Source organism: Adhaeribacter pallidiroseus (genome assembly GCF_003340495.1).
Taxonomy (GTDB): domain Bacteria; phylum Bacteroidota; class Bacteroidia; order Cytophagales; family Hymenobacteraceae; genus Adhaeribacter; species Adhaeribacter pallidiroseus.
The window spans coordinates 6067824-6087265 of record NZ_QASA01000001.1; the positions used below are offsets into that span (position 1 = coordinate 6067824).

14 protein-coding genes are annotated in these 19442 nt (G+C 41.2%); 6 read left to right on the forward strand and 8 right to left on the reverse strand.

Going from position 1 to position 19442, the window contains the following annotated elements; translation table 11 throughout:
* The first annotated feature begins 502 nt into the window (after positions 1-502).
* The 5 genes from AHMF7616_RS24355 (at position 503) to AHMF7616_RS26570 (ending at position 5037) form a co-directional block, all read left to right on the forward strand.
* Entirely contained in the window at positions 503-1414 is a 912-nt protein-coding gene (locus AHMF7616_RS24355) for a Kelch repeat-containing protein (protein WP_449489621.1), read from the forward strand.
* Between the two features lie 150 nt (positions 1415-1564).
* A complete protein-coding gene (glpK, locus tag AHMF7616_RS24360; RefSeq protein WP_115375257.1) occupies positions 1565-3055 on the forward strand; it encodes a glycerol kinase GlpK in 1491 nt (496 codons plus the stop codon).
* 24 nt (positions 3056-3079) lie between these two features.
* On the forward strand, positions 3080-3661 hold the full coding sequence (locus tag AHMF7616_RS24365) for a hypothetical protein (RefSeq protein ID WP_115375258.1): 582 nt from the start codon (positions 3080-3082) through the stop codon (positions 3659-3661).
* 36 nt (positions 3662-3697) lie between these two features.
* On the forward strand, positions 3698-4426 hold the full coding sequence (locus AHMF7616_RS24370) for an MIP/aquaporin family protein (RefSeq protein WP_115375259.1): 729 nt from the start codon (positions 3698-3700) through the stop codon (positions 4424-4426).
* 464 nt (positions 4427-4890) lie between these two features.
* Positions 4891-5037: a hypothetical protein gene (locus tag AHMF7616_RS26570; RefSeq protein ID WP_158546244.1), complete on the forward strand. Its 147-nt coding sequence runs from the start codon at positions 4891-4893 to the stop codon at positions 5035-5037.
* A 538-nt stretch (positions 5038-5575) separates the two neighbouring features.
* Here the strand turns inward: AHMF7616_RS26570 and AHMF7616_RS24375 are convergent.
* The 5 genes from AHMF7616_RS24375 to AHMF7616_RS24395 form a co-directional block, all read right to left on the reverse strand.
* Positions 5576-6397 (reverse strand): hypothetical protein, encoded by an 822-nt coding sequence (locus AHMF7616_RS24375; RefSeq protein WP_233507729.1) that lies wholly within the window; start codon positions 6395-6397, stop codon positions 5576-5578.
* Positions 6398-6531: 134 nt separating this feature from the next.
* On the reverse strand, positions 6532-6759 hold the full coding sequence (locus tag AHMF7616_RS24380; RefSeq protein ID WP_115375260.1) for a hypothetical protein: 228 nt from the start codon (positions 6757-6759) through the stop codon (positions 6532-6534).
* Positions 6760-7812: 1053 nt separating this feature from the next.
* Positions 7813-8079, reverse strand: a complete 267-nt coding sequence (locus AHMF7616_RS24385) for a hypothetical protein (protein ID WP_115375261.1) — start codon at positions 8077-8079, stop codon at positions 7813-7815.
* Between the two features lie 310 nt (positions 8080-8389).
* A complete protein-coding gene (locus AHMF7616_RS24390; RefSeq protein WP_115375262.1) occupies positions 8390-9244 on the reverse strand; it encodes a bifunctional helix-turn-helix domain-containing protein/methylated-DNA--[protein]-cysteine S-methyltransferase in 855 nt (284 codons plus the stop codon).
* A 182-nt stretch (positions 9245-9426) separates the two neighbouring features.
* The gene (locus AHMF7616_RS24395; protein WP_158546245.1) at positions 9427-10494 is read right to left on the reverse strand and encodes an acyloxyacyl hydrolase; all 1068 of its coding nucleotides are present in this window, start codon (positions 10492-10494) and stop codon (positions 9427-9429) included.
* A 345-nt stretch (positions 10495-10839) separates the two neighbouring features.
* Between AHMF7616_RS24395 and AHMF7616_RS24400 the strand changes: the two genes are divergently transcribed.
* Positions 10840-11514 carry a porin family protein gene (locus tag AHMF7616_RS24400; RefSeq protein WP_115375264.1) on the forward strand — a complete coding sequence of 225 codons (675 nt, stop codon included), beginning with the start codon at positions 10840-10842 and terminating at the stop codon, positions 11512-11514.
* A gap of 114 nt (positions 11515-11628) precedes the next feature.
* Here AHMF7616_RS24400 and AHMF7616_RS24405 read toward each other — a convergent pair whose 3' ends face one another.
* From AHMF7616_RS24405 to AHMF7616_RS24415, 3 genes are all read right to left on the reverse strand, one after another.
* Positions 11629-13002: a dipeptidase gene (locus tag AHMF7616_RS24405; RefSeq protein WP_115375265.1), complete on the reverse strand. Its 1374-nt coding sequence runs from the start codon at positions 13000-13002 to the stop codon at positions 11629-11631.
* Positions 13003-13120: 118 nt separating this feature from the next.
* A complete protein-coding gene (gene plsY / locus AHMF7616_RS24410; protein ID WP_115375765.1) occupies positions 13121-13771 on the reverse strand; it encodes a glycerol-3-phosphate 1-O-acyltransferase PlsY in 651 nt (216 codons plus the stop codon).
* Between the two features lie 260 nt (positions 13772-14031).
* The gene (locus AHMF7616_RS24415; protein ID WP_115375266.1) at positions 14032-19440 is read right to left on the reverse strand and encodes a hypothetical protein; all 5409 of its coding nucleotides are present in this window, start codon (positions 19438-19440) and stop codon (positions 14032-14034) included.
* Positions 19441-19442 lie beyond the last annotated feature (2 nt).

The following is a 19442-nucleotide window of genomic DNA, read 5'->3' on the forward strand; positions in this document are numbered from 1 at the left end:
AATTGTAAAGTACAAAAAGTTAAATATATAGATATTGCTTTTAATTAGCTTAAAACCTCGTCTACTTTATATAGGAATTGTTAAATTTTAAAGTGCCTGTAGCGCTTTCCTGTAACTGATTCGGATTTAGGAGCTTTGATAAGCAAGCTTACACGGAGTTCAAAAGCTTTAAGGCGCCGTTATCAAGTTAAATGTTAAATCGAAAAAATACGATTTAAAATATCCGGAGTATATGCTTAGCCGGAAATGATAACTTGGTTATTATAAAAAAACCTTTATTCATTAGTTTAATCAAGTCCCGAATGTATGAGGTAGTGAGGTGATTTTATTTCCATCAATTTTAAATTACATTATGCTTTTCCATTTATTTTATTCATTTTTCTGAATTAAATCTGAGAACTGATTTCTAATTTATTTGCCTTTGATTACTATGAAAAATAAACGTGTACTAATGCCTTTTGTAGTTGTTGCTTGCTTGGTTTGCTTTGGTTTTTACCATAAAATGGCGATTCCCTGGAAAACGGTTGCCCCGGAAAACTTACCACTACCGCGCCACGAAAATGCTTTTGCCCGGGTGGGTGATGCTTTCTTTCTTTTGGGTGGCCGGCAGGTAAAACCCGTAGAACGCTACGATACAAAAACCAACCGGTGGGAAAAACGGGCCGCTCCACCCTTAGAAATGAGTCATTTTCAAGCGGTAACATTTAAAGATGAAATTTACGTAGTAGGCGCTTTTACCGGTGGCTATCCGCACGAAGTTCCCATTCCCCGTATCTATATTTATAATCCTAAACAAGATGCCTGGCGCGAAGGACCCGAAATTCCGGCTGACCGCCGACGAGGCTCGGCTGGCGTAACCGTTTATCAGAATAAAATTTATGTGGTATGCGGTATTACCGATGGCCACTGGGATGGGCAGGTAAACTGGTTCGATGAATATAACCCGGCCACCAATACCTGGCGCAAATTACCCAATGCGCCCCGTACCCGCGATCATGTTTCCGTAGCGGTAGCCGATAACCAGTTGGTAGTTGCGGGTGGTCGCCGTTCTACCGCCCGCGTAGATTCTGTGTTAAATACTACGGTTGCCCAGGTAGATGTTTTTGATTTTAAAAACAATAAATGGCGTACTGCTCCGGCGGCTCAGAATATTCCTACCCAGCGGGCGGGTTGTACGGCTGTTCCTTTGGGCAGTAAAGTAATCATAATCGGGGGCGAAAGTCCGCAACTGGTATCACATAACGAAACCGAAGCTTTTGATGTGAAAACCAATACCTGGCAAAAATTAGCGCCCATGCAAACGGGCCGTCACGGTACCCAAGCGGTGGTTTACCAGAACAAGGTATTTATAGCGGCTGGCTCAGGCAACCACGGTGGCGGTCCGGAATTAAACTCTATGGAAGTTATGGAATAAAGCAAGTTTTGTTGGAAGCAGAACTGCTGCATCCGGAAAGGCCAAATTTTTAAATTTTGGTAAAGCTTGTAACCTTACAATGCTTGCTAAAAAGATTAGCTGCGGGCCTTAAAGCTTAAATTCGTGTATCTGAAACACTAAAATGCGCCTATGAAAGACTATATTCTTGCCTTCGACCAAGGTACTACCAGTTCGCGGGCTATTGTGTTTAACCGGCAGGGAAAAATAGTGTCGCTAGCCCAAAAAGAGTTTACGCAAATATATCCGCAACCCGGCTGGGTGGAGCACGATGCCAGCGAAATCTGGTCGACACAGGTAGGGGTAGCCGCCGAAGCTATTTCCAAAGCCAGTTTACAGGCCACCGATATAGCCGCCATTGGCATTACCAACCAGCGTGAAACCACTATAATTTGGGACCGGGAAACGGGCAAAGTTATTTACAACGCTATTGTGTGGCAAGACCGGCGTACTGCTGATTTTTGCGATGAACTCAAGCAACGCGGTTACGAAGATTTAATTCGGGAAAAAACAGGTTTGGTAATTGATGCCTATTTTTCGGCGACTAAAGTTTACTGGCTCCTGGAAAACATACCCGGTGCCCGGGCCAAAGCCGAGGCGGGTCAGTTAGCTTTTGGTACGGTTGATTCGTGGTTAATTTATAATTTAACGGGTCGGCAGGTGCACGTAACAGATGTAACAAATGCTTCCCGTACCTTACTTTATAACATTCACACGCTTGCCTGGGACGAAGAACTTCTGGATTTATTCCGGATTCCGGCTAGTTTGTTGCCCGAAGTAAAATCGTCGAGCGAAATTGTGGGCGAAACCAGCGCCGCTTTGTTTGCTACCCGCATTCCGATAGCGGGTATTGCCGGCGACCAGCAAGCCGCATTATTCGGGCAAATGTGTACGCAGCCCGGCATGGTAAAAAATACCTATGGTACGGGTTGTTTTATGCTGATGAATATTGGCGAGAAACCCATTATATCCACGCATAAACTAGTAACAACCATCGCCTGGAAAATAAATAACCAAGTACACTATGCCTTAGAAGGCAGTATTTTTATCGCGGGTGCCGTAGTACAATGGCTGCGTGATGGCTTGGGTCTGATTTCCACTTCTGCGGAGATTGAAGATTTAGCGGGCACGGTGAGCAGCAGCGAAGGGGTGTATATGGTGCCGGCTTTTGCCGGTTTAGGCGCTCCCCATTGGAACCAACACGCCCGAGGTACCATTGTGGGCCTGACCCGGGGTACTACTAACGCCCACCTGGCCCGGGCAGCTCTGGAAAGCATTGCGTACCAAACCCGGGAAGTATTAAAAGCCATGGAAGCCGATGCCGATATGCAAATTGCCGAACTCCGCGTGGATGGTGGCGCCACTGTTAATAATTTACTACTACAATTTCAGGCTGATATTTTATCGGCCCGGGTAGTGCGACCGGAAGTAACCGAGGTAACTGCTATTGGGGCTGCCTATTTAGCCGGCTTGGCTACGGGCTATTGGTCGAGTTTAGAAGGTATTCAGCAGCAATGGCAAATAGAACGGAGCTTTGAACCAGAAGCAAATTTTGAATCGGAAGAATTAATAAAAGGCTGGAACCGAGCAGTAAAAGCAGCGAAGGCTTGGGCCGACAGTTAATTTTAAAATTGAGATGTAATTAAAATGACTAAGTATGAAGGGGTTTCTATTATTACTTCACTTATTGCTCTAACTATATCGTTAGCGACTATATATTATCAGTTTTTTTATAAAGTTCAGGAAGTTCAGTTAAGCATAATTGATACTGATTTTAATTTAATTGATACTGTAAGTATAGAAAGTAGATTGATTTATCATAATAGAGGAAATCAATATTCAACAATAACCCAGAATTACTTTGTTTTTTATCAGAATAAAGAAAATTATTTAAATAGTATTAAATTTTCAAACAAAGAAAATACTATAACTTTAAATGATGCTTATGATCCGCTGGTTTTAATTCCAGGAGAACAACATTTAAAGCTTGTTAAACAAAAATTGTTTTTTCCTAAAGTCCCTTTTAGTAATTACAAGATTAATCCTAAAAATAAAATCAAGATTGGATTAGTAATTAGTTTTATGAATTTTGATGGAGTCCAAACATCCGAGTTAATCGAATTAGGATGGTTAAATTTAAATGTTTATCAAGGAATAGAAAACTTTCATATCGACTTTAAATCTAAAAAACTAGAAGGGGATGTAACGCATGCTAGCATGGAAATGTAATGCTCATACCCTATAAACTTTATTAGTTAAAAAGCTATGACCCCTTTCACATCTGAATTAATCGGAACTATGTTTGTGATTTTATTAGGTAATGGCGTAGTAGCTAACGTACTGTTAAAAGGTACTAAAGGCTATAACAGTGGTTGGTTGGTTATTACTACTGGTTGGGCTTTGGCAGTTTTTGCCGGGGTAGTAGTAGCGGCTCCGTATAGCGGAGCCCATTTAAATCCGGCTGTAACTATAGCTTTGGCCTTAGCCGGTAAGTTTAACTGGGATCAGGTAGGTATGTTTATTTTGGCGCAATTGCTGGGTGCCATGTTGGGCGCTTTGCTGGTGTGGTTATTATACAAGCGGCACTTTGATGATACCGAAGATCCGTTGCTACAATTAGCGGTTTTTAGTACCAGTCCGGCCATCCGGCATCCTTGGGCCAATCTATTTAGCGAAGCCGTAGGTACTTTTGTTTTAATTTTTGTAATTTTCTACGTTACCAATCCCGAAATGGGACCAGATAAAACGCCAATTGGCATGGGTTCCTTAGGGGCTATTCCGGTTTCGTTTCTGGTGTGGGGCATTGGCCTAAGTTTAGGTGGTCCTACGGGCTATGCCATTAATCCGGCCCGTGATTTTGGTCCCCGTTTGGTACACGCCATTATTCCTATGAAAAATAAATGCCACAGCGATTGGCACTACGCCTGGGTACCAGTTGCTGGTCCAATCTTAGGCGCCAGTATAGCTGCCATTTTGTATTTACAACTGCAATAAATTAAAAAAGCTAAGCAGTAGTTGGAGGAGTTTGTTACCCGACAATCAAACCTTTGTACATTACAGCGCTAGGGTATATTATAATCTAAAATATTTTAAGTACTTATCTGTAATTAACCAATCCTAAAATAGCGAGTCTGCTGATGAAATAAATAAGCCGAATAATAATTATAAAAAACTAGTAGTAAAGCCGCCAACAGACACCGTTGGCTTTTTTATTACCTCCTGCAGGAGCTACTAGTAGATACTTATTTCTAAAATTATTAGTAAACATACCCTTTAAAACTTCTAAAATTTAAAAAATTTAGGAAAGTTCTACTTTTTTTGAGCGACCGGTTATTCCTGTAAACTTATTACTAAATAAATTAGTTAATTATCTTTGAAATGTAGAAAAAAAGATGGTTTTTGCCAAATATATTAGTAATAAAACGCCGTATACAATAAGCTAAATAGGTTGTCGTGTCATGAAAATTAAAAAAACTCGCGCAAATTCTTCTACGGATTGGCAGGAAAAAATTATTATTGGTATTAAAGCTTTAGCGTTTCTAAGCGCTTTATTCGAGCTGGTGAAAGAAGTTTTTAAATTTTTAAAAGAAATGGGAGTTTTTTGATGCCCAAAGCAAACAGAGCGGAGCTAAATAACTTATTTTAACTATTTTAAATAGCTAAGTAAATTAGTAATAGTTAACTCGAAAAAAGGATTACTAATCTGCCTGTGTTGTATTAAATGCTGAACCTTAAACAAATCTGTACTAAATACAACTAGCACCTAAAGTATGCCTGCTCTTATTAATACAAGAAAAAAGGAATGTACCTTTTTGGCTAAAAATTAACTTAGGTGTTGGGAGTAGGTAGTTATAAGCTAGGCTGTTAACAACTGCTACCAACAAAAAAAAGCCTCGAAACAAGGCTATAGTGTACTAAATTATAGGCTACTGGCTTTTATCGATGTAATATCCGGACAATAAATAATTTATAACGAACCACTTCTTAATAGTACGACAAACCCGTGCCAAGCCTATTGGTTACTGCACCTCGTTAAAAGGTTTCTGCTACTCCGTACGGCCCTGGAGCAGCAGAAACTTTGGTACTAGAGTTAACCGCGATCATCGGTTTATTCCGGATACAAGCTTTATGGAAAATAACCAGCTATTTAGTAGCAGCTGTGGCTGCGTACTGCGTTAAATCAACGGGAGAAAAAGAGGTAAATACACTTTCGGGTAGTTCATTAAAAACCTGAATATCGGTAATCTGGCGTTCGCCCCGGTCGCCGGAAAGTTTAATAGAACCGTAAGTCTGGTAGTTTTTCCAGGGAAGAATAAAATTTGGTTCGGGCTGGCTGGCATCCTGAAAATAAGCCCACTGCGTTACTAAATGGCTGTTTTTATCCACGTAAATTTTGTAACCGTTATTAGGAGTTGTTCCTACACCTTTAAAAGTAAGACGTAAAACGTCGGCCTGAGTACCGGCCTGGGTGGTGTCTTCGCCAATGTACTTTAAGGTTAAACCAGAGTCTTTTAGTTTAAAAGGCATAAAAACCCAATACGAATCATTAATCCAGTCTTTTTTTCCTTGATCTAAGTATTTAACCAACGAATCGGGCTGAGTTACTTCGGCGCCTTGCCGGAATACTTGGCCTTTACCATTATTAATGTTAACTAAAACTTTTGTGTCGTTTTTCAGATAATCAATCCGTACTTGGCCCGTGTATTTATCCCAGATGAGTTTCCGGTTACCAAAAAAGTTCCAGGCCAGGTAATGGGTCGCATCCCAGTTATGGCGACCTCCTTGAGCCGCCATTACTTTATCGGCAATAACAATAGCTTGAGGGTCGGAGCCGGCCAGATCAAATCCTTCCATCGGCGGGTTTTCCTCTGATTTACTGGCACCAGCATTATTTTGCTGACAACTTCCCAGAGCCATTACTAAGCTGATGAGTACATAACAAAAATTCTTCTTAAACATTTTCATAAAAGGATCTGGAGTTAAGGTTAAAATATTAAAATTTAAATAACTTTTCTTCGCCCTAGAACTATAGGCTGTTTTTTAATTTTTCGGCTTGCTAGATCACCCGTTGCAATCGGGCAGTTAATGAAAACGAACTGTTACTTCGGTCGGAATCTATAGATTAATCCGGTGCCTGCCAGCCAGCCCAGCAACAACCAGCCATTGAGCACGGAGCTATACCAAGGAGCACCATTTAGCCAAGCGCTTGTGTTGGTAATAAGTACCGCCATTAAAAACAAGAAAGGAAAAAGCTGCAGCCAGGGTGCCAGCTTGCCGGAAGATAAGTGTAGCTTTTGGGCCAGTTTGGTAGTGTATTTTTTTACCATTGCTGCATTGTTATTTATATTCTCAGAAAGGCCATTTACCCGCGGTATTTTGTTAATCTTCCGGTTTAGTTACGTAAAAATATGTATTTTAGTAAATCAGGCATTTACGGATGAGCGGTGCCTTAGTATGCTTTGTTTTGGTGATCATTTATCAGAATCTAAACAAACAACAAAATATACCAATAAATAAAATGAAAACTATAAAAAATGTATTTTCAACTTTTTGGGTTAGCGGGAGCTTGGTTGTTTTTACCCTAGCTAGGCAGGAATCAGATAAAAATTAAACGTAAAATCCAGACAAAATAGGAGAAACTCTTTTACTGCTATTCCGGATGAGCTGGTAGGCACTTGTTACATTAACCCGAATGTTATTTTAACTACTAAGAAGAAATAAGGTGCTTCTTAAAAGAGCAGGATTTTTCGAAATTTCGTGCCATGGCGTTAGCCCAATAGGGTAAAATGCCATGGAGTACATCACCGAAATTTTAATGTAACCGGCCAGGTAAAGCAATACTAATTTAAAAGGTTAGGATAGGGTACAAAACTAACCCGAACGCTTTCTTTTTTGGTTCAGTCCGGCAAAATAAGTCTGATGCAACTTTTCCGGTTAGTTATTATCTACAGTATTTATCGTTGAAGTTAGGACCAGATAAGCAGTTCAGGTAATAATTTCCTGCTTAAAATCAGCCTTAAGATAAAAGCAGATAACGCAGCAGAGCTACTGAAACCTTATAATTTTATGATTTTTTAAAAAAACTTACGTTTTTAGGCCTTACAGATAGTTAAGGGATACGCACAAGGCCAGAGTGGCTGCTGATATTCGCGTACTAAATATTTAGAAAGTAAGATTAACAGTAAAAGCAACTTTACTAATGAAATAAGAAATTTATTTCGGCTGCAAACCTATCCGGAAAAATTATTACCGATGAACCAGAATGTTTTAGAACAACCACAAGAAATGCGTAAAGCTTAGACGCTAGTTGCACCAATGCAATGATTAAAGTAGCGTTCAGATAAGTAAAGAATTTTCAGTTAAATCTTAAAATAAGCAATTTATAGTAGCAAATTATTCTGTTGGTTTATCTCGGAAAGATCTATCAGGGCTAAGTAAGAATCTAAATGCGAGCAGCAGCTAAAACTTTTAATCGCGTGAATTTCGTTGTCGGCCAAACGGTACCAAATCTCGGCATAAAATTTCCCCATGGAATACAGGCAAACATTGCAATTATGGCTGTAGCGAATTGCCAGGAAATCTCCTTGCCCCCAAATTAAGTTGGTTTTTTGCTGTAAATTTTTTTGTTTGAAATCGGCTAAATTCATCTTTGTATATAATAATATAAATAGATAAAAGTTTTAGCTTTTGTAAGCGTATTTAGCTTCTGTTTTGATTAAAAATTTAAAAAATCGGATTTGATGGAGCTTTTGCTGTTTTAAATATGGTAAGCCAAGTAAGTAGTGGTTCGTTGTTCAATTTATAAGCAGTAAAACACAAGCATTATAATATCAGGCCGGCGACTTACTAGAGGAGTATTATTTGATTTGAAAATGGAAACAGATAGCATCTTCGCTGCTATAATTTAAAATTTAATATTACCAGTAATTAGCCTGAAACCTGCAGCGGGCCCTGGGTTTAAGCCTTTTCTTGTACTGCGTTGCTGGCAGCTTCCCAACCAATAATAGCGGCTTTCCGAATGTTTCCCCAATGGTAACCACCTATAACACCTGTTGCTTGAATAATACGGTGGCACGGAATCAGAAAGGCTACTGGATTGTCGCCGATGGCTGTGCCCACGGCCCGGGAAGCATTGGGTAAATTTATTTTTTTGGCTATTTTGCCGTATGTAGTTAATTGGCCATGGGGTATTTTCAAAAGGGCTTCCCATACTTTTAATTGAAACTCGGTGCCTTTCAGGTGTAGTTTAATCTGGTTTAACTGGCTCCAATCGTGATTAAAAATATACAAAGCATTTTGCTGTGCTGTATCTACTAGTTGCTGATAACTAGCCTTTGGAAACTTGGCCTGCAATTTTAAAAAAGCGGCTTGTTCTTCTTCGGCAAATGCCAGGTAGCAAATACCTTTACTGGTAGAAGCCACTAGGACTGTACCAAACGGACTATCGGCGAAACTATAATTAATAGCCAGGTTCTCGCCCCCATTTTTATATTCGCCGGGTGTCATGCCTTCTAGGTTCACGAATAAGTCGTGCAAGCGGCCCGGTCCCGACAATCCACTGGCGTAAGCCGCCTCAAACAAGGTAGCCTGCTGCTCTTGCAACATTTGCTTGGCATATTGTACCGTTAGGTATTGTAGAAATTTTTTTGGACTAACGCCGGCCCATTCGGTAAAAAGCTTTTGAAAATGGAAAGGACTCAGGTGTATTTTTTCGGCTATTTCGTCTAAACCTGGCTGGGTCTTAAAATTGCTTTTTAAGTAAGTAATGGCCGCAGCAATACGGCTATAATTAGTCTGCGTTTGGGCTCCCATCTTTTCATTGATTAACTTAACAAATGTAATTTTTAAAAACGGAGTGAACCACCCGAAACTTGCGGTGTTTTAAAAAATGCTGATTAACGACTTGCCGAAGTTAAAAAATTAAAATTATATAAGTTTAAAAGAGCTGATGGTACTTAATACCGTTGATTACTATTTGCTTTTGTTTGTAGAGATTATTTCTGCTTATTCCAGAGCCGTAAACCTAAACGGTACTCAATTACATCGGCTTTAATGAGATCGTGCAGTTTTAAACCAGCAGCTACGTAAATAAATCGGGTAATGGGGTAGCGCATTTCTAAACGCTGGTAAAAAGGCGCATCTGATTTGTAGGGCCGGTAAGCATACCAGCCCACGTAAGTCCCAAATCCTAACTTACCAATAGCTAACTCGTGCCCAAAATTAAACGCAACTCTTTTTATATCCGGCGAAGTGCCCGGTTTTACCCGCGGGTCCCAATTACGGCGCGGGATTAACGACGGATCGTAAAAGCCTTCTAGTCCTAGCAGTAGAGTACTTTTTGGATTAAGTTGGCGCATGGCCGCGATAGCCGCGGATTTAACCACGTACGAAACTGTATCAAAATCGTCGCGTTGTTTAACGCCGGCGCTCCCGCTTATAGTAAAAGTTAACGGGTGGTTTACGACTGGCCACGGCTGCACCAGGCGATCAATCGTTCGATAACTGTAAAAATTTACGCCCAGGCTAAGAGTGCCAATGTTTATTCCCAAGTTTGGTTTAGAATTGCCACCATTAGAATAATGGTTTATACCGGCTGCTGCAACTACCGAAAACGTAGAATTAATAAGGCGTTCGTATTCGGTTCGTAGTTGAATAACGGCATTGAAGGGGGCACTGATTACGTTATTCGTGGCATTTAGGCGGCGGTCAAAATGATTACTGAAATACGCCAATCCGGTACCGATGCGCATGCTCAAGGTATGCTGTTTTTGCCGATGGATTAATTTATTCAGGTAAATACTGGCCGCCAGTGATTTGCCCAAAGTAGGCTCCTTGTAATTAAGGGCAATAATCGACAAACCTAACCGGGGATACTGGTATTGTTGGTGCCAAAATTTAGTGCCAGTAGTCTGGTATTGCAGGTTTATTTCAACTCCTTGGGGCTGCACCCCTTGCAGGTGCCTTATTTTAGGACTATGTACCAGTACTAAACCGTGTTGATAGGTTACGCCTAAACTAAGAGGCAAGTGCACCTGAGCAAAACCTGACTGATAAAAAAACAAAAGGCCTATTACTGGATATCTGAATTTAATTTTTTTTAACCAAGTACTCATTCTTCTGGTTTGGCATCATATTAGCAGCAAATTATAATTAAATAGTCCCTTCTCTTTCATGCTTGCGCTAGCCGCGAGTAAAAAATACTTATTACTTCATTCAGTATAAATTACTTAAATCCAAATTTAGAGATTTTGGGTATTGGTATAATTTACAATATAAAAACATTTTTTTAATCAAAATTGCAACATTTTATTTTATGTACGTATACCCTCCATAAAACATAATATAAGTTTAATACAAAATTTTTATTCAAAGAAAAACCCAATTCGATTAACTTAAAATTTATTACTATGAAAAAGATTGCATTTTTACTATTTACAGCTTTAACAATATCATTTGCTTCACAAGCTCAGATAGGTATAAAACTTGGCGCAAACCTAACCAATTTAGCCGGTGATTTACAAGATGAAGATAACTTCCAGAATAAACTAGGTTTTGTAGGTGGTATTACCTATAACATCCCGCTATCCAGCGATAATTTTGTGTCTATCCAGCCAGAGTTACTGTATTCGCAAAAAGGTTATAAGCGAGCCGATTATACCGTTACTAACCCAGCCACTCCAACTACTCCAAGTCAGCAATTGCGGTATGAAGGTAAAGTAAATTACAGTTATCTGGATTTACCCATCTTGTTAAAAATTAACGCTGGTCCGGTATTTTTTGAAGCAGGTCCTCAGTTTTCATATCTGTTAGGCATTAAAGATAATACCGAAGTAACGGATGTTGCTACCGGAATTGATTTTGAATCCTATAACAAGGTTAACAAAGATGCCTTAGCTGAATTTGAAGTTGGCTATGCCGCTGGTGTAGGGGTTCAGATTCCAATGGGTTTAACTTTAAACTTACGTTATAATGGTAGTGTAAGTGCTTTAGCTAAAGATGATAATGGTGATGAGTTAGCTAACGCCCGTAACTCGGTTTATCAAGCAACTATTGGTTTTAAACTGCCAACTGGTACCAAATAAGCTGAAAATTTAAAAAACACAAAAAAGCCGGCAGATAATTTATCTGCCGGCTTTTTTGTGTTTATACTGTTTAAAGTTTAGTCTTATAAGCAGTCCGCTTCTGACCGTATTATTTTATTTACTTTTGCTCATCTCGGCGTAAAATTTATAGAAATAAGGAATGGTTTCAATGCCTTTTAAAAAATTAAAAATTCCATAATGTTCATTCGGAGAATGAATAGCATCCGAGTCAAGACCAAAACCCATCAATACGGTATCAATTCCTAACTCTGACTTGAACATCGCTACAATAGGAATACTACCTCCACTGCGTACCGGAATAGGTTTTTTGCCAAAAGTTTGTTCAAAAGCTCTACTGGCTGCCTGGTAAGCAATAGAGTTGGTGGGCGTTACTACGGGTTCGCCGCCGTGGTGGGGCTTTACTTGTACCGTAACACTCTTGGGGGCAATAGCGGTAAAGTGTTTTTTAAATTTTTCCGTTATTTCTTCAGAAGTTTGGTTGGGTACCAGTCGCATCGATATTTTAGCAAAAGCTTTAGAAGCAATTACGGTTTTGGCCCCTTCGCCGGTGTAGCCGCCCCAAATGCCATTTACATCCAGGGTAGGGCGAATAGAGTTCCGCTCCATGGTAGAATAACCGGCTTCGCCGTGTACATCACCTAATTGGAGCGCGCTTTTATAGTCTTCCACATTAAAAGGCGCTTTCGCCATTTCGGCGCGTTCTTCAGCTGTTAGTTCCTGCACATTATCGTAAAAACCCGGAATAGTAATGTGATTGTTTTCGTCGTGGAGAGAAGCAATCATTTGGCACAAAACGTTTATAGGATTAGCCACCGCCCCGCCGTATAAACCCGAATGCAAGTCGCGGTTTGGGCCGGTAACTTCTACTTCTACGTAACTCATGCCCCGTAAACCCGAGGTAATAGACGGAACATCGTTGGCAATAATACCAGTATCCGAAATAACTATTACATCGGCTTGTAACCGCGCTTTGTTTTGCTGCACGAATATATCTAAATTATTGGAGCCTATTTCCTCTTCGCCTTCTAGCATAAATTTGAGATTGCAAGGCAATTGGTTTTGCTGCATCATCAATTCAAAGGCCTTAATGTGCATATACAACTGGCCTTTATCGTCGCAAGCACCCCTAGCGTATATTTTATTCTCTTTAATTACCGGTTCAAATGGCGGCGAATGCCATAATTCGTACGGATCGGCGGGTTGCACATCGTAATGCCCATATACCAACACTGTTGGCGAAGCGGAATCAATTATTTTTTCGCCATAAATTATCGGGTAACCCGCCGTAGGGCAAATTTCTACGTTATCGGCCCCCGCATCCCGTAGTTTCTGCGCCAGATAATCAGCTGCTCGTAATACATCGTTGCTAAAAGCAGGATCAGCGCTCACGGATGGGATCCGCAGCAAATCCAATAGTTCCGAGATAAACCGGTCTTTATTAGCTTCAAGGTAAGAAGTGGGGTTCATGAGGTTAAATTAAAATACGTTTTCGATAATGCTCTTAAGGTACAATCTAGACTAGCAGAAATAAAGTAGGGCTGCGTCTTGAGCAAATTTTTAAAATTTTGATTTGATCTAAGCTTATTTAATGGCGTTTACCAAATAAGCTTATGGGAACTTTGCTTTCTACGCCATGTACTAAACGATTAATATTTTTGCGATGGGTATATACAACTAAGCCGGCCAGTAAAAAACCAAATATAGTAAGTACGGGTTTATCCGGGTGAAAATCCGGAATCAAAATTAATAACAGCGGAAAGGCTAAGGCACCAATCATGGACCCCAACGAAACGTATTTAAAGAGTAACAGCACCACAATAAAAATACCGATGCAAATAAGAGCCGCCTGGGGTTGAATGGCCAGTACCATGCCCAACAAAGTTGCTACTCCTTTACCGCCTTTAAAGCCTACGTACACCGGAAACACGTGCCCTACTACCGCCAGAATACCGAAAGCCAACTGATAATAAATTAAGTTTTCCGGCGAAATAGCATGCACTTGTACCAACACATGGGCCAAGGAAGTGGCGGCCCATCCTTTTAAAATATCAAAAAGCAAGACAAATGTACCGGGTTTTTTGCCCAGAACCCGGAAAGTATTAGTGGCTCCGCCATTTTTACTCCCATAATCACGTACATCAATTCCGTAAAACCGTTTACCTACCCAAACTGCGGTTGCTATAGAACCGATTAAATAAGCCGCAATCAATAATCCGATAATCCAGAGAATTTCCATAGTTTTTAAATAAGAAGCGCATTTTTCCTTTTTACGGCAACCAGCCATTTCAAGATAATAAAAGTACAAAATCTAATAGCACTTTAATGAGGAACAGGCTTGGCCAGCAATAAATATTCTGCATTTTGGCTGGATTATAAATTATTAAAGCAAGCCATCTATCTTGTTAATCGTTGCTTGAGCCATGGTACCATAGGGCTTTATTCAAAATAAAAAGGCGGTACTAGTACCGCCTTTTTTTAAATTTCACTAGTCAAAGGTTAATTTAAATCAATATCGGGCAAGGCATCGTTATCGGTATTTTTAGCTTTTTTCTTTTTCTTGGATTTTTCCTGCGGGGCCTCGGCTGGTAAATTGCTGCCTTCGTTGGCCGGAGCTGCTTTTTCTTTACCTTTCTTTTTAGCGGGCTGTTGTTCTTCCGGAGCAGCTTCTATTTCGGTAGCCGGATCTGATAAATCAGGAGCCGCCGCGGCTTTTTTCGCTTTCTTCCCTTTCTTAGTTGGCGTTGCTTCGCTTTCTTCGATAAAATCATTGCTTGGCTCTACTGCATCCGCCGCTACTGGAGCCAGGCCTAAGTAGGTTTTCCGGAAGTAATTGACAAACTCTGTTTTTTCCAGGGCTTCGCCGGCTACTAAACCGCCGGAGCGTTTAGAAGTTACAATGCCATTTACTTTATCATCCGCGGAAGCTACGGTAATAATATTATCGGCGTAGCTGATATAGTACCACAAAGAAGGAATCGGCTCCAGATAAATGGTAACAATGTCGCTTTCTGGTCCGCGTTTTACTTCCACGTAACCCGGAATCTGCGCATTAATGTCTTTTTTCAAAATATTAGACAAAGACAGCTTGCCTTTACTATGCCAGGCTTGCGTGGTATCGGACCAGTACAAAGGTACGTTATTGAAAACCAGACTGCGTACCAATTTAGAGGAAGTAGCCGGTAATGGTACGTGACCAGACGCCGTTTTAGCGATGTAATCCTGCACCCCTTTATTGCCAATAAACTCGGCTAACTGGTAGCGTAATTCGGTACTGTTGGCATCCAGTGCCTCGGGAGCGCCGCCATTATTATCTACAATCGCGTTGGCCATGGCACCCAGCGCCGATTCCGGAATGGCCAGATCAAAGACCATAAAAGCATTAAACTGGTATTTGTTCTGATTAATTTTAGCTTTAATGATACCGGCAGTAGTAAGCCCTAAGGTTTTATTTGACTGAATCAGGTTAAACTTACCTTCGTATCGGGCTTCGGAAGTAGCATCATTATAAGTCATTACGTTTCCTTCGTATTGGGCCGCATCGGCTTGTTTGGCTTTGCCCAGCATATACTGCTTATTGGCCTTATCGAAAGTTAGTACCCCATTAATGGTAAATACATCTAAATCTGTTTCCTCTACTTTTTTAGAACCAAAGGTTGGATAAAGTTTGCCGCTGCTACTGGAAACATGCAGACCTGTAATGCTGGCACCTTCTTCCGCGTCTTTGCTTTTCTCCATGTTAATTTTTACTTCTTTCGGATTAACATCGGAGGCAATGTAGGGCATCCATTCCGACGCATTCGCATCTTTGGCAAAACCTAGTTTAATAAAACCGTTAAAATCCAGGTGTTCTTTGGTTGAGTTTAAAGTAGCACTTCCTTTAAACTGCACGTTTGGCGCAATAAAGAACTTATCTTCTTCTTTAATCTGGGCCACCGCCGAAGTATAAGGTGTGGTGTCGAAAGTAGCGGCTTTCCGGCGCTTTCTGCCTAACAGGCGCATGGGGCCAGTGTTGGTTTCGTTGCTGGCGAGCAAATCACTGCTGGCGCTATCGGCCGGAGTTTTGGGGGCTTCTTTTTGCGCCTGTGCTGCTTTTTCGGCTTTAAGTTGTTTCTTCGATTTTTTAGGAGTTGCTTCTGCAAGGATTTCACCCACCGGCTCTACTTTCGCGGAGTCGCTTGGGGTTTCAACTGGTTTGTCGGTTTTTTTAGATTTACCTATTCCTATTTTTTGCAGTAAGCTTTTTTTAGCTACCGGAACCGGAGGTTTCGGATTTTCTTTAGCTTCGGCTGCCGCAATTATTTCATCCGCAGAGTATTGTTTGGGTTTTACTTCCGGTTTTACTTCTTCCGCTATCATGTGGTGCATGGCAAAATCACCAAATTGAAGTTTAAAGGTTTCGGACCCTGCATTCACATAATCCATGGTAGCTTTACCGCGGTACTCTGTCCGGGAAATTACATCAATTTCGCCTTGGTAAAGTTTATGGTATTTGTTAACCGTATCAATTACCGTAGCTTGTTTAAACGGTCGTAAATCCGATTTTTCATTAACAAACACCTGACCACTATCCGGCACAATGTGCGCATCGGCAGAAGCAATGAACGGAACACCGCCAATCTGTAAGGTTTGTTTGGTAATGTCGTAAGTGCCGGAAGCGGCATTAAATTTTAAATTTCCATGGTCCGGGTTTGTCGAAATAAAATAAGCTTTATCGGCCGTAACTCCTTTTGGTTGATTTAGAGTTACCAGCTTTTTCTTAAAATCATACTTACCCCCACTAAGCGAGGTTTTAAACTGGGCAAATGGGAAGGCTGTACTGGCAAAACCGGCTTTCTCCGGGGAGAAAGTAGCGTAACCATCTTTTAAATTAAAATCTAACTTAACATCGGTAGCCTGTACAACCGGTTTGTCCGGTGTTTTAGATTTGGCCTCGAAGGTGGCATGTTGTCCGGTAAAGCTGGTTCGGCTAAAATGAATTTCCGGAGACGTTACTTTAGCATCAGCACTTTCCAGTTCGCCGTCGCCGGCAAAACCTTTCGGCGTAACAATGGCAATGCCGCGGTACTTAAATTTATCGCCGTACATGTTAATTGCATCTGTAGTAGTGCTAATATTCATAGTATCGCGCTTAGGCAGCCACTCCAGTGCGTATTGTTTAAAATTGGCCTGCATAAAATAAGCTTCGCCGATGTTGCCCTCCGCCACAGTTGCTTTGGTGCCTAAGGTTAAAGTTTTATCCAGGTAAAAAGTAAAGGCATTGGATTGCAACGTGGTGGTTAAATATTTTAATTCACCAACCCCTTGCAAGCCTTTAAAGCTCATGGTAAGCTTGTTGTAATATTTGCCTTTGCCGCCGTATACTTCAAAGCCATTCTTAGGCAACTCGTATTCAAAACCCAGGGATTGATCGGGCATGATGCCGAGCGTCGTATTAAAATCCGGGAAGATACCGCCCGAGTGGAACCGGCCTTTAAAGCCAATGGTGTTGGGTTTAGAACTATTTAAACTATCCATTTTAAAGGCCGGAATAGCAAAATAAACCGTAGTATCGTAAGCTCCTCCTAGAATTTCGGGTTTATTAAAATACACATAAGACGGGGAGGAAGCATCGAAGGTAGGATAGCCGCCTAATTTCTTTTGGCCGGATTTATTATCGGGTCGGTTCAGGTATAGTTTACCGCTCGATTTATTAGAAGCACTTGCTAAATATTGTTCCCGCACTTTTTCATCGCCTTTCATACTTTTAACTTTGCTACGAGTAGCAAAAGCAATCGTATCAATCTTGGCCATATCCACTAAAAAGCCATCGTAATCAAAGGTGAATTGCTTGCCCACAAACCGAAAATAGGAGGCGTATACCTTGCCGTTGAACAAAATATTGCGGTTTTGTAAAATGCGCACCTGGTTGCTATCGGGTTCAGCGTAAACGGCCCCGGAGTCGCCGGTGAAATAAAATTTTTCAACGCCCCGGATCAGCAGTTCATTTTTTGTTAAGTTGATGGTCGCGTTTTTTCCGCTCGGCGCTAAAGAACTTAAAGTGATGTAATCGTAATCTTTCTTTTCGCGGGAAGAGCTTACATAATGCCAAGCTTTAGGTTTAATAGTAACTAAGCCAGTAGCATTATTATAATCAATAAATGCTTGCCTTTGTAAAGCGGTCATAGCACCCCGGATAATTGATTCCTTCATCTTCACGTCGCGGGCCAGATCCGATGCGTAGAATTGATTGGCTTTTTGCCGGGCGGCAAAACTTACCGCAACTTTCAGCGGGTGAAAATCAGCGGTACCTTGAATAGCCATCCACCGGTCCAGAGTAAAATATTCCTTAGAATCAAAGCGAGCGGGTACCTGGTTTTTGGCATTTACAATAGAGAAGTTAATCTGTGGTTTGGTAATATCCCAGGTTAGCATTTCGGCGGATATTTCCATTTGGTGGTACGAATCAAAAAACAAGGATCTTTTAAAGCTACCTGCTTCGCTGATTAAAGTTAGTAAATGCTGCTTTTGCGCGTATTTCAGACGCATCGCCGGATGGGTAATCGAATCGTTGCCCCGATACAAAACCACCGAAGCAATGTTGGTGGCAATTAAAGAATCGGAAAGCGCATAACTGGCGGCTGAAGCCTTAAATTTAATTTTTCCCTCGTGTTCCACGATGATGTTAGATAAACTCTTGTCTAAAGCACCGGTCATGATTTTTCTACCCGCTAAAGTAATGCCTCCCAGATAGGTAATGCCTTGGCCAATGCTTTTTAACCGGGCGTTGTTCGTGTACGAAATAAACTTAGGGTACCCACTATCGGCGCCTTTAGCGGCTTTTACGCTACGGTATTCCCAAACGCCATCCACAGGTTTTTCAAGAACGGCAGGGTGGGTGAGGGTCACTTTTTCGGCTTTTAAGCCCGGTTTGGTAATATCAAAATGAAAACCCTGGAATACGGCCGAAGCGGTGTTGGTACCTTCTGTCCATTCGTAACGACCTTTGCTGGCTACTAAGGTTTGGCGGGTAAGTAAAATAGCGCCGCTCACATTTCTCAGCGTTAACGAATCGTGCGGCGTAGCGAATTTGAGATCGCTGTTTTGTAGCACCAAAACCGCTCCGGTTACCGGAATAGTGTAAGCAGGTGTTATTGGCTCTTCTAATTTCTTAACAGGTTCTTCTTTTTTGGCAGGAGTTTTTACGGTACTTTTTTTAGCAGCACTGCTTTTCTTGGCCGGTGCCTTTTTAACAGGTTTAGAAGCTTTGCTCCAGAAATCATCTTCTTCGGAAGTAGAAACCGGAAGGTTGGCTGGTGGTGCCTGCAAGGGGGGGAAATCATTTAATGTAGCCGCTGGAGTAACTACAATCGGGCTAATATTGGGTAAGGCTGCCTGAATTTCTTTGGCGGAAAGCTGAGCGCCGGGCCGGTATTCAAACGAAAAAGAACCATTTTGCGCCTGCAGGTTGCTGTAGCTGGATTTAAAAATAAACTTATTACTCAGGAAAAGATGCGAAGTAGCCAGAAAGTTCTCGAAACCTTTTACTTCGTCTTTCTCCAACGACTCACTCGTTACCTGCAGAAATTCATCCAGACGGGTGCCCGTTAGCTTTTGGATGGTGACTCCGTTCACTAAAGCGCCGTAAAAATTTTCAAAATGCGGCCGGGCCTTTAGCTTTTTCTGCTGCATTTTTTGAGAAATCTCCATTACTTTGGCTTGCTGCGTACTGGTTAGCGTATTGGCCGCCCAGACTTGCTCTAACTGCGTTGCTACTTTAATAGCACCTTCGTTACGGGTAGGGGCCATTAGGCCTTTTACCTGCGTAGTAAATTGAGCTGGATCCTGAAATAGTTTGGTATTTTGTGCCTTTAAAGAGAAATGAGCAACAACCAGTAAGAAAGTAAAGAGTAGATATAGGTGTTTCATAC

What these genes read in the sequence shown, in the direction of transcription:
- plsY (WP_115375765.1), bottom strand. Translation starts at nt 13,771, where the DNA reads ATGGAAATTCTCTGGATTATCGGATTATTGATTGCGGCTTATTTAATC.
- AHMF7616_RS24415 (WP_115375266.1), bottom strand. Translation starts at nt 19,440, where the DNA reads ATGAAACACCTATATCTACTCTTTACTTTCTTACTGGTTGTTGCTCAT.
- AHMF7616_RS24405 (WP_115375265.1), bottom strand. Translation starts at nt 13,002, where the DNA reads ATGAACCCCACTTCTTACCTTGAAGCTAATAAAGACCGGTTTATCTCG.
- AHMF7616_RS24400 (WP_115375264.1), top strand. Translation starts at nt 10,840, where the DNA reads ATGAAAAAGATTGCATTTTTACTATTTACAGCTTTAACAATATCATTT.
- AHMF7616_RS24355 (WP_449489621.1), top strand. Translation starts at nt 503, where the DNA reads ATGGCGATTCCCTGGAAAACGGTTGCCCCGGAAAACTTACCACTACCG.
- AHMF7616_RS24380 (WP_115375260.1), bottom strand. Translation starts at nt 6,759, where the DNA reads ATGGTAAAAAAATACACTACCAAACTGGCCCAAAAGCTACACTTATCT.
- AHMF7616_RS26570 (WP_158546244.1), top strand. Translation starts at nt 4,891, where the DNA reads ATGAAAATTAAAAAAACTCGCGCAAATTCTTCTACGGATTGGCAGGAA.
- AHMF7616_RS24375 (WP_233507729.1), bottom strand. Translation starts at nt 6,397, where the DNA reads ATGAAAATGTTTAAGAAGAATTTTTGTTATGTACTCATCAGCTTAGTA.
- AHMF7616_RS24370 (WP_115375259.1), top strand. Translation starts at nt 3,698, where the DNA reads ATGACCCCTTTCACATCTGAATTAATCGGAACTATGTTTGTGATTTTA.
- AHMF7616_RS24365 (WP_115375258.1), top strand. Translation starts at nt 3,080, where the DNA reads ATGACTAAGTATGAAGGGGTTTCTATTATTACTTCACTTATTGCTCTA.
- glpK (WP_115375257.1), top strand. Translation starts at nt 1,565, where the DNA reads ATGAAAGACTATATTCTTGCCTTCGACCAAGGTACTACCAGTTCGCGG.
- AHMF7616_RS24385 (WP_115375261.1), bottom strand. Translation starts at nt 8,079, where the DNA reads ATGAATTTAGCCGATTTCAAACAAAAAAATTTACAGCAAAAAACCAAC.
- AHMF7616_RS24390 (WP_115375262.1), bottom strand. Translation starts at nt 9,244, where the DNA reads ATGGGAGCCCAAACGCAGACTAATTATAGCCGTATTGCTGCGGCCATT.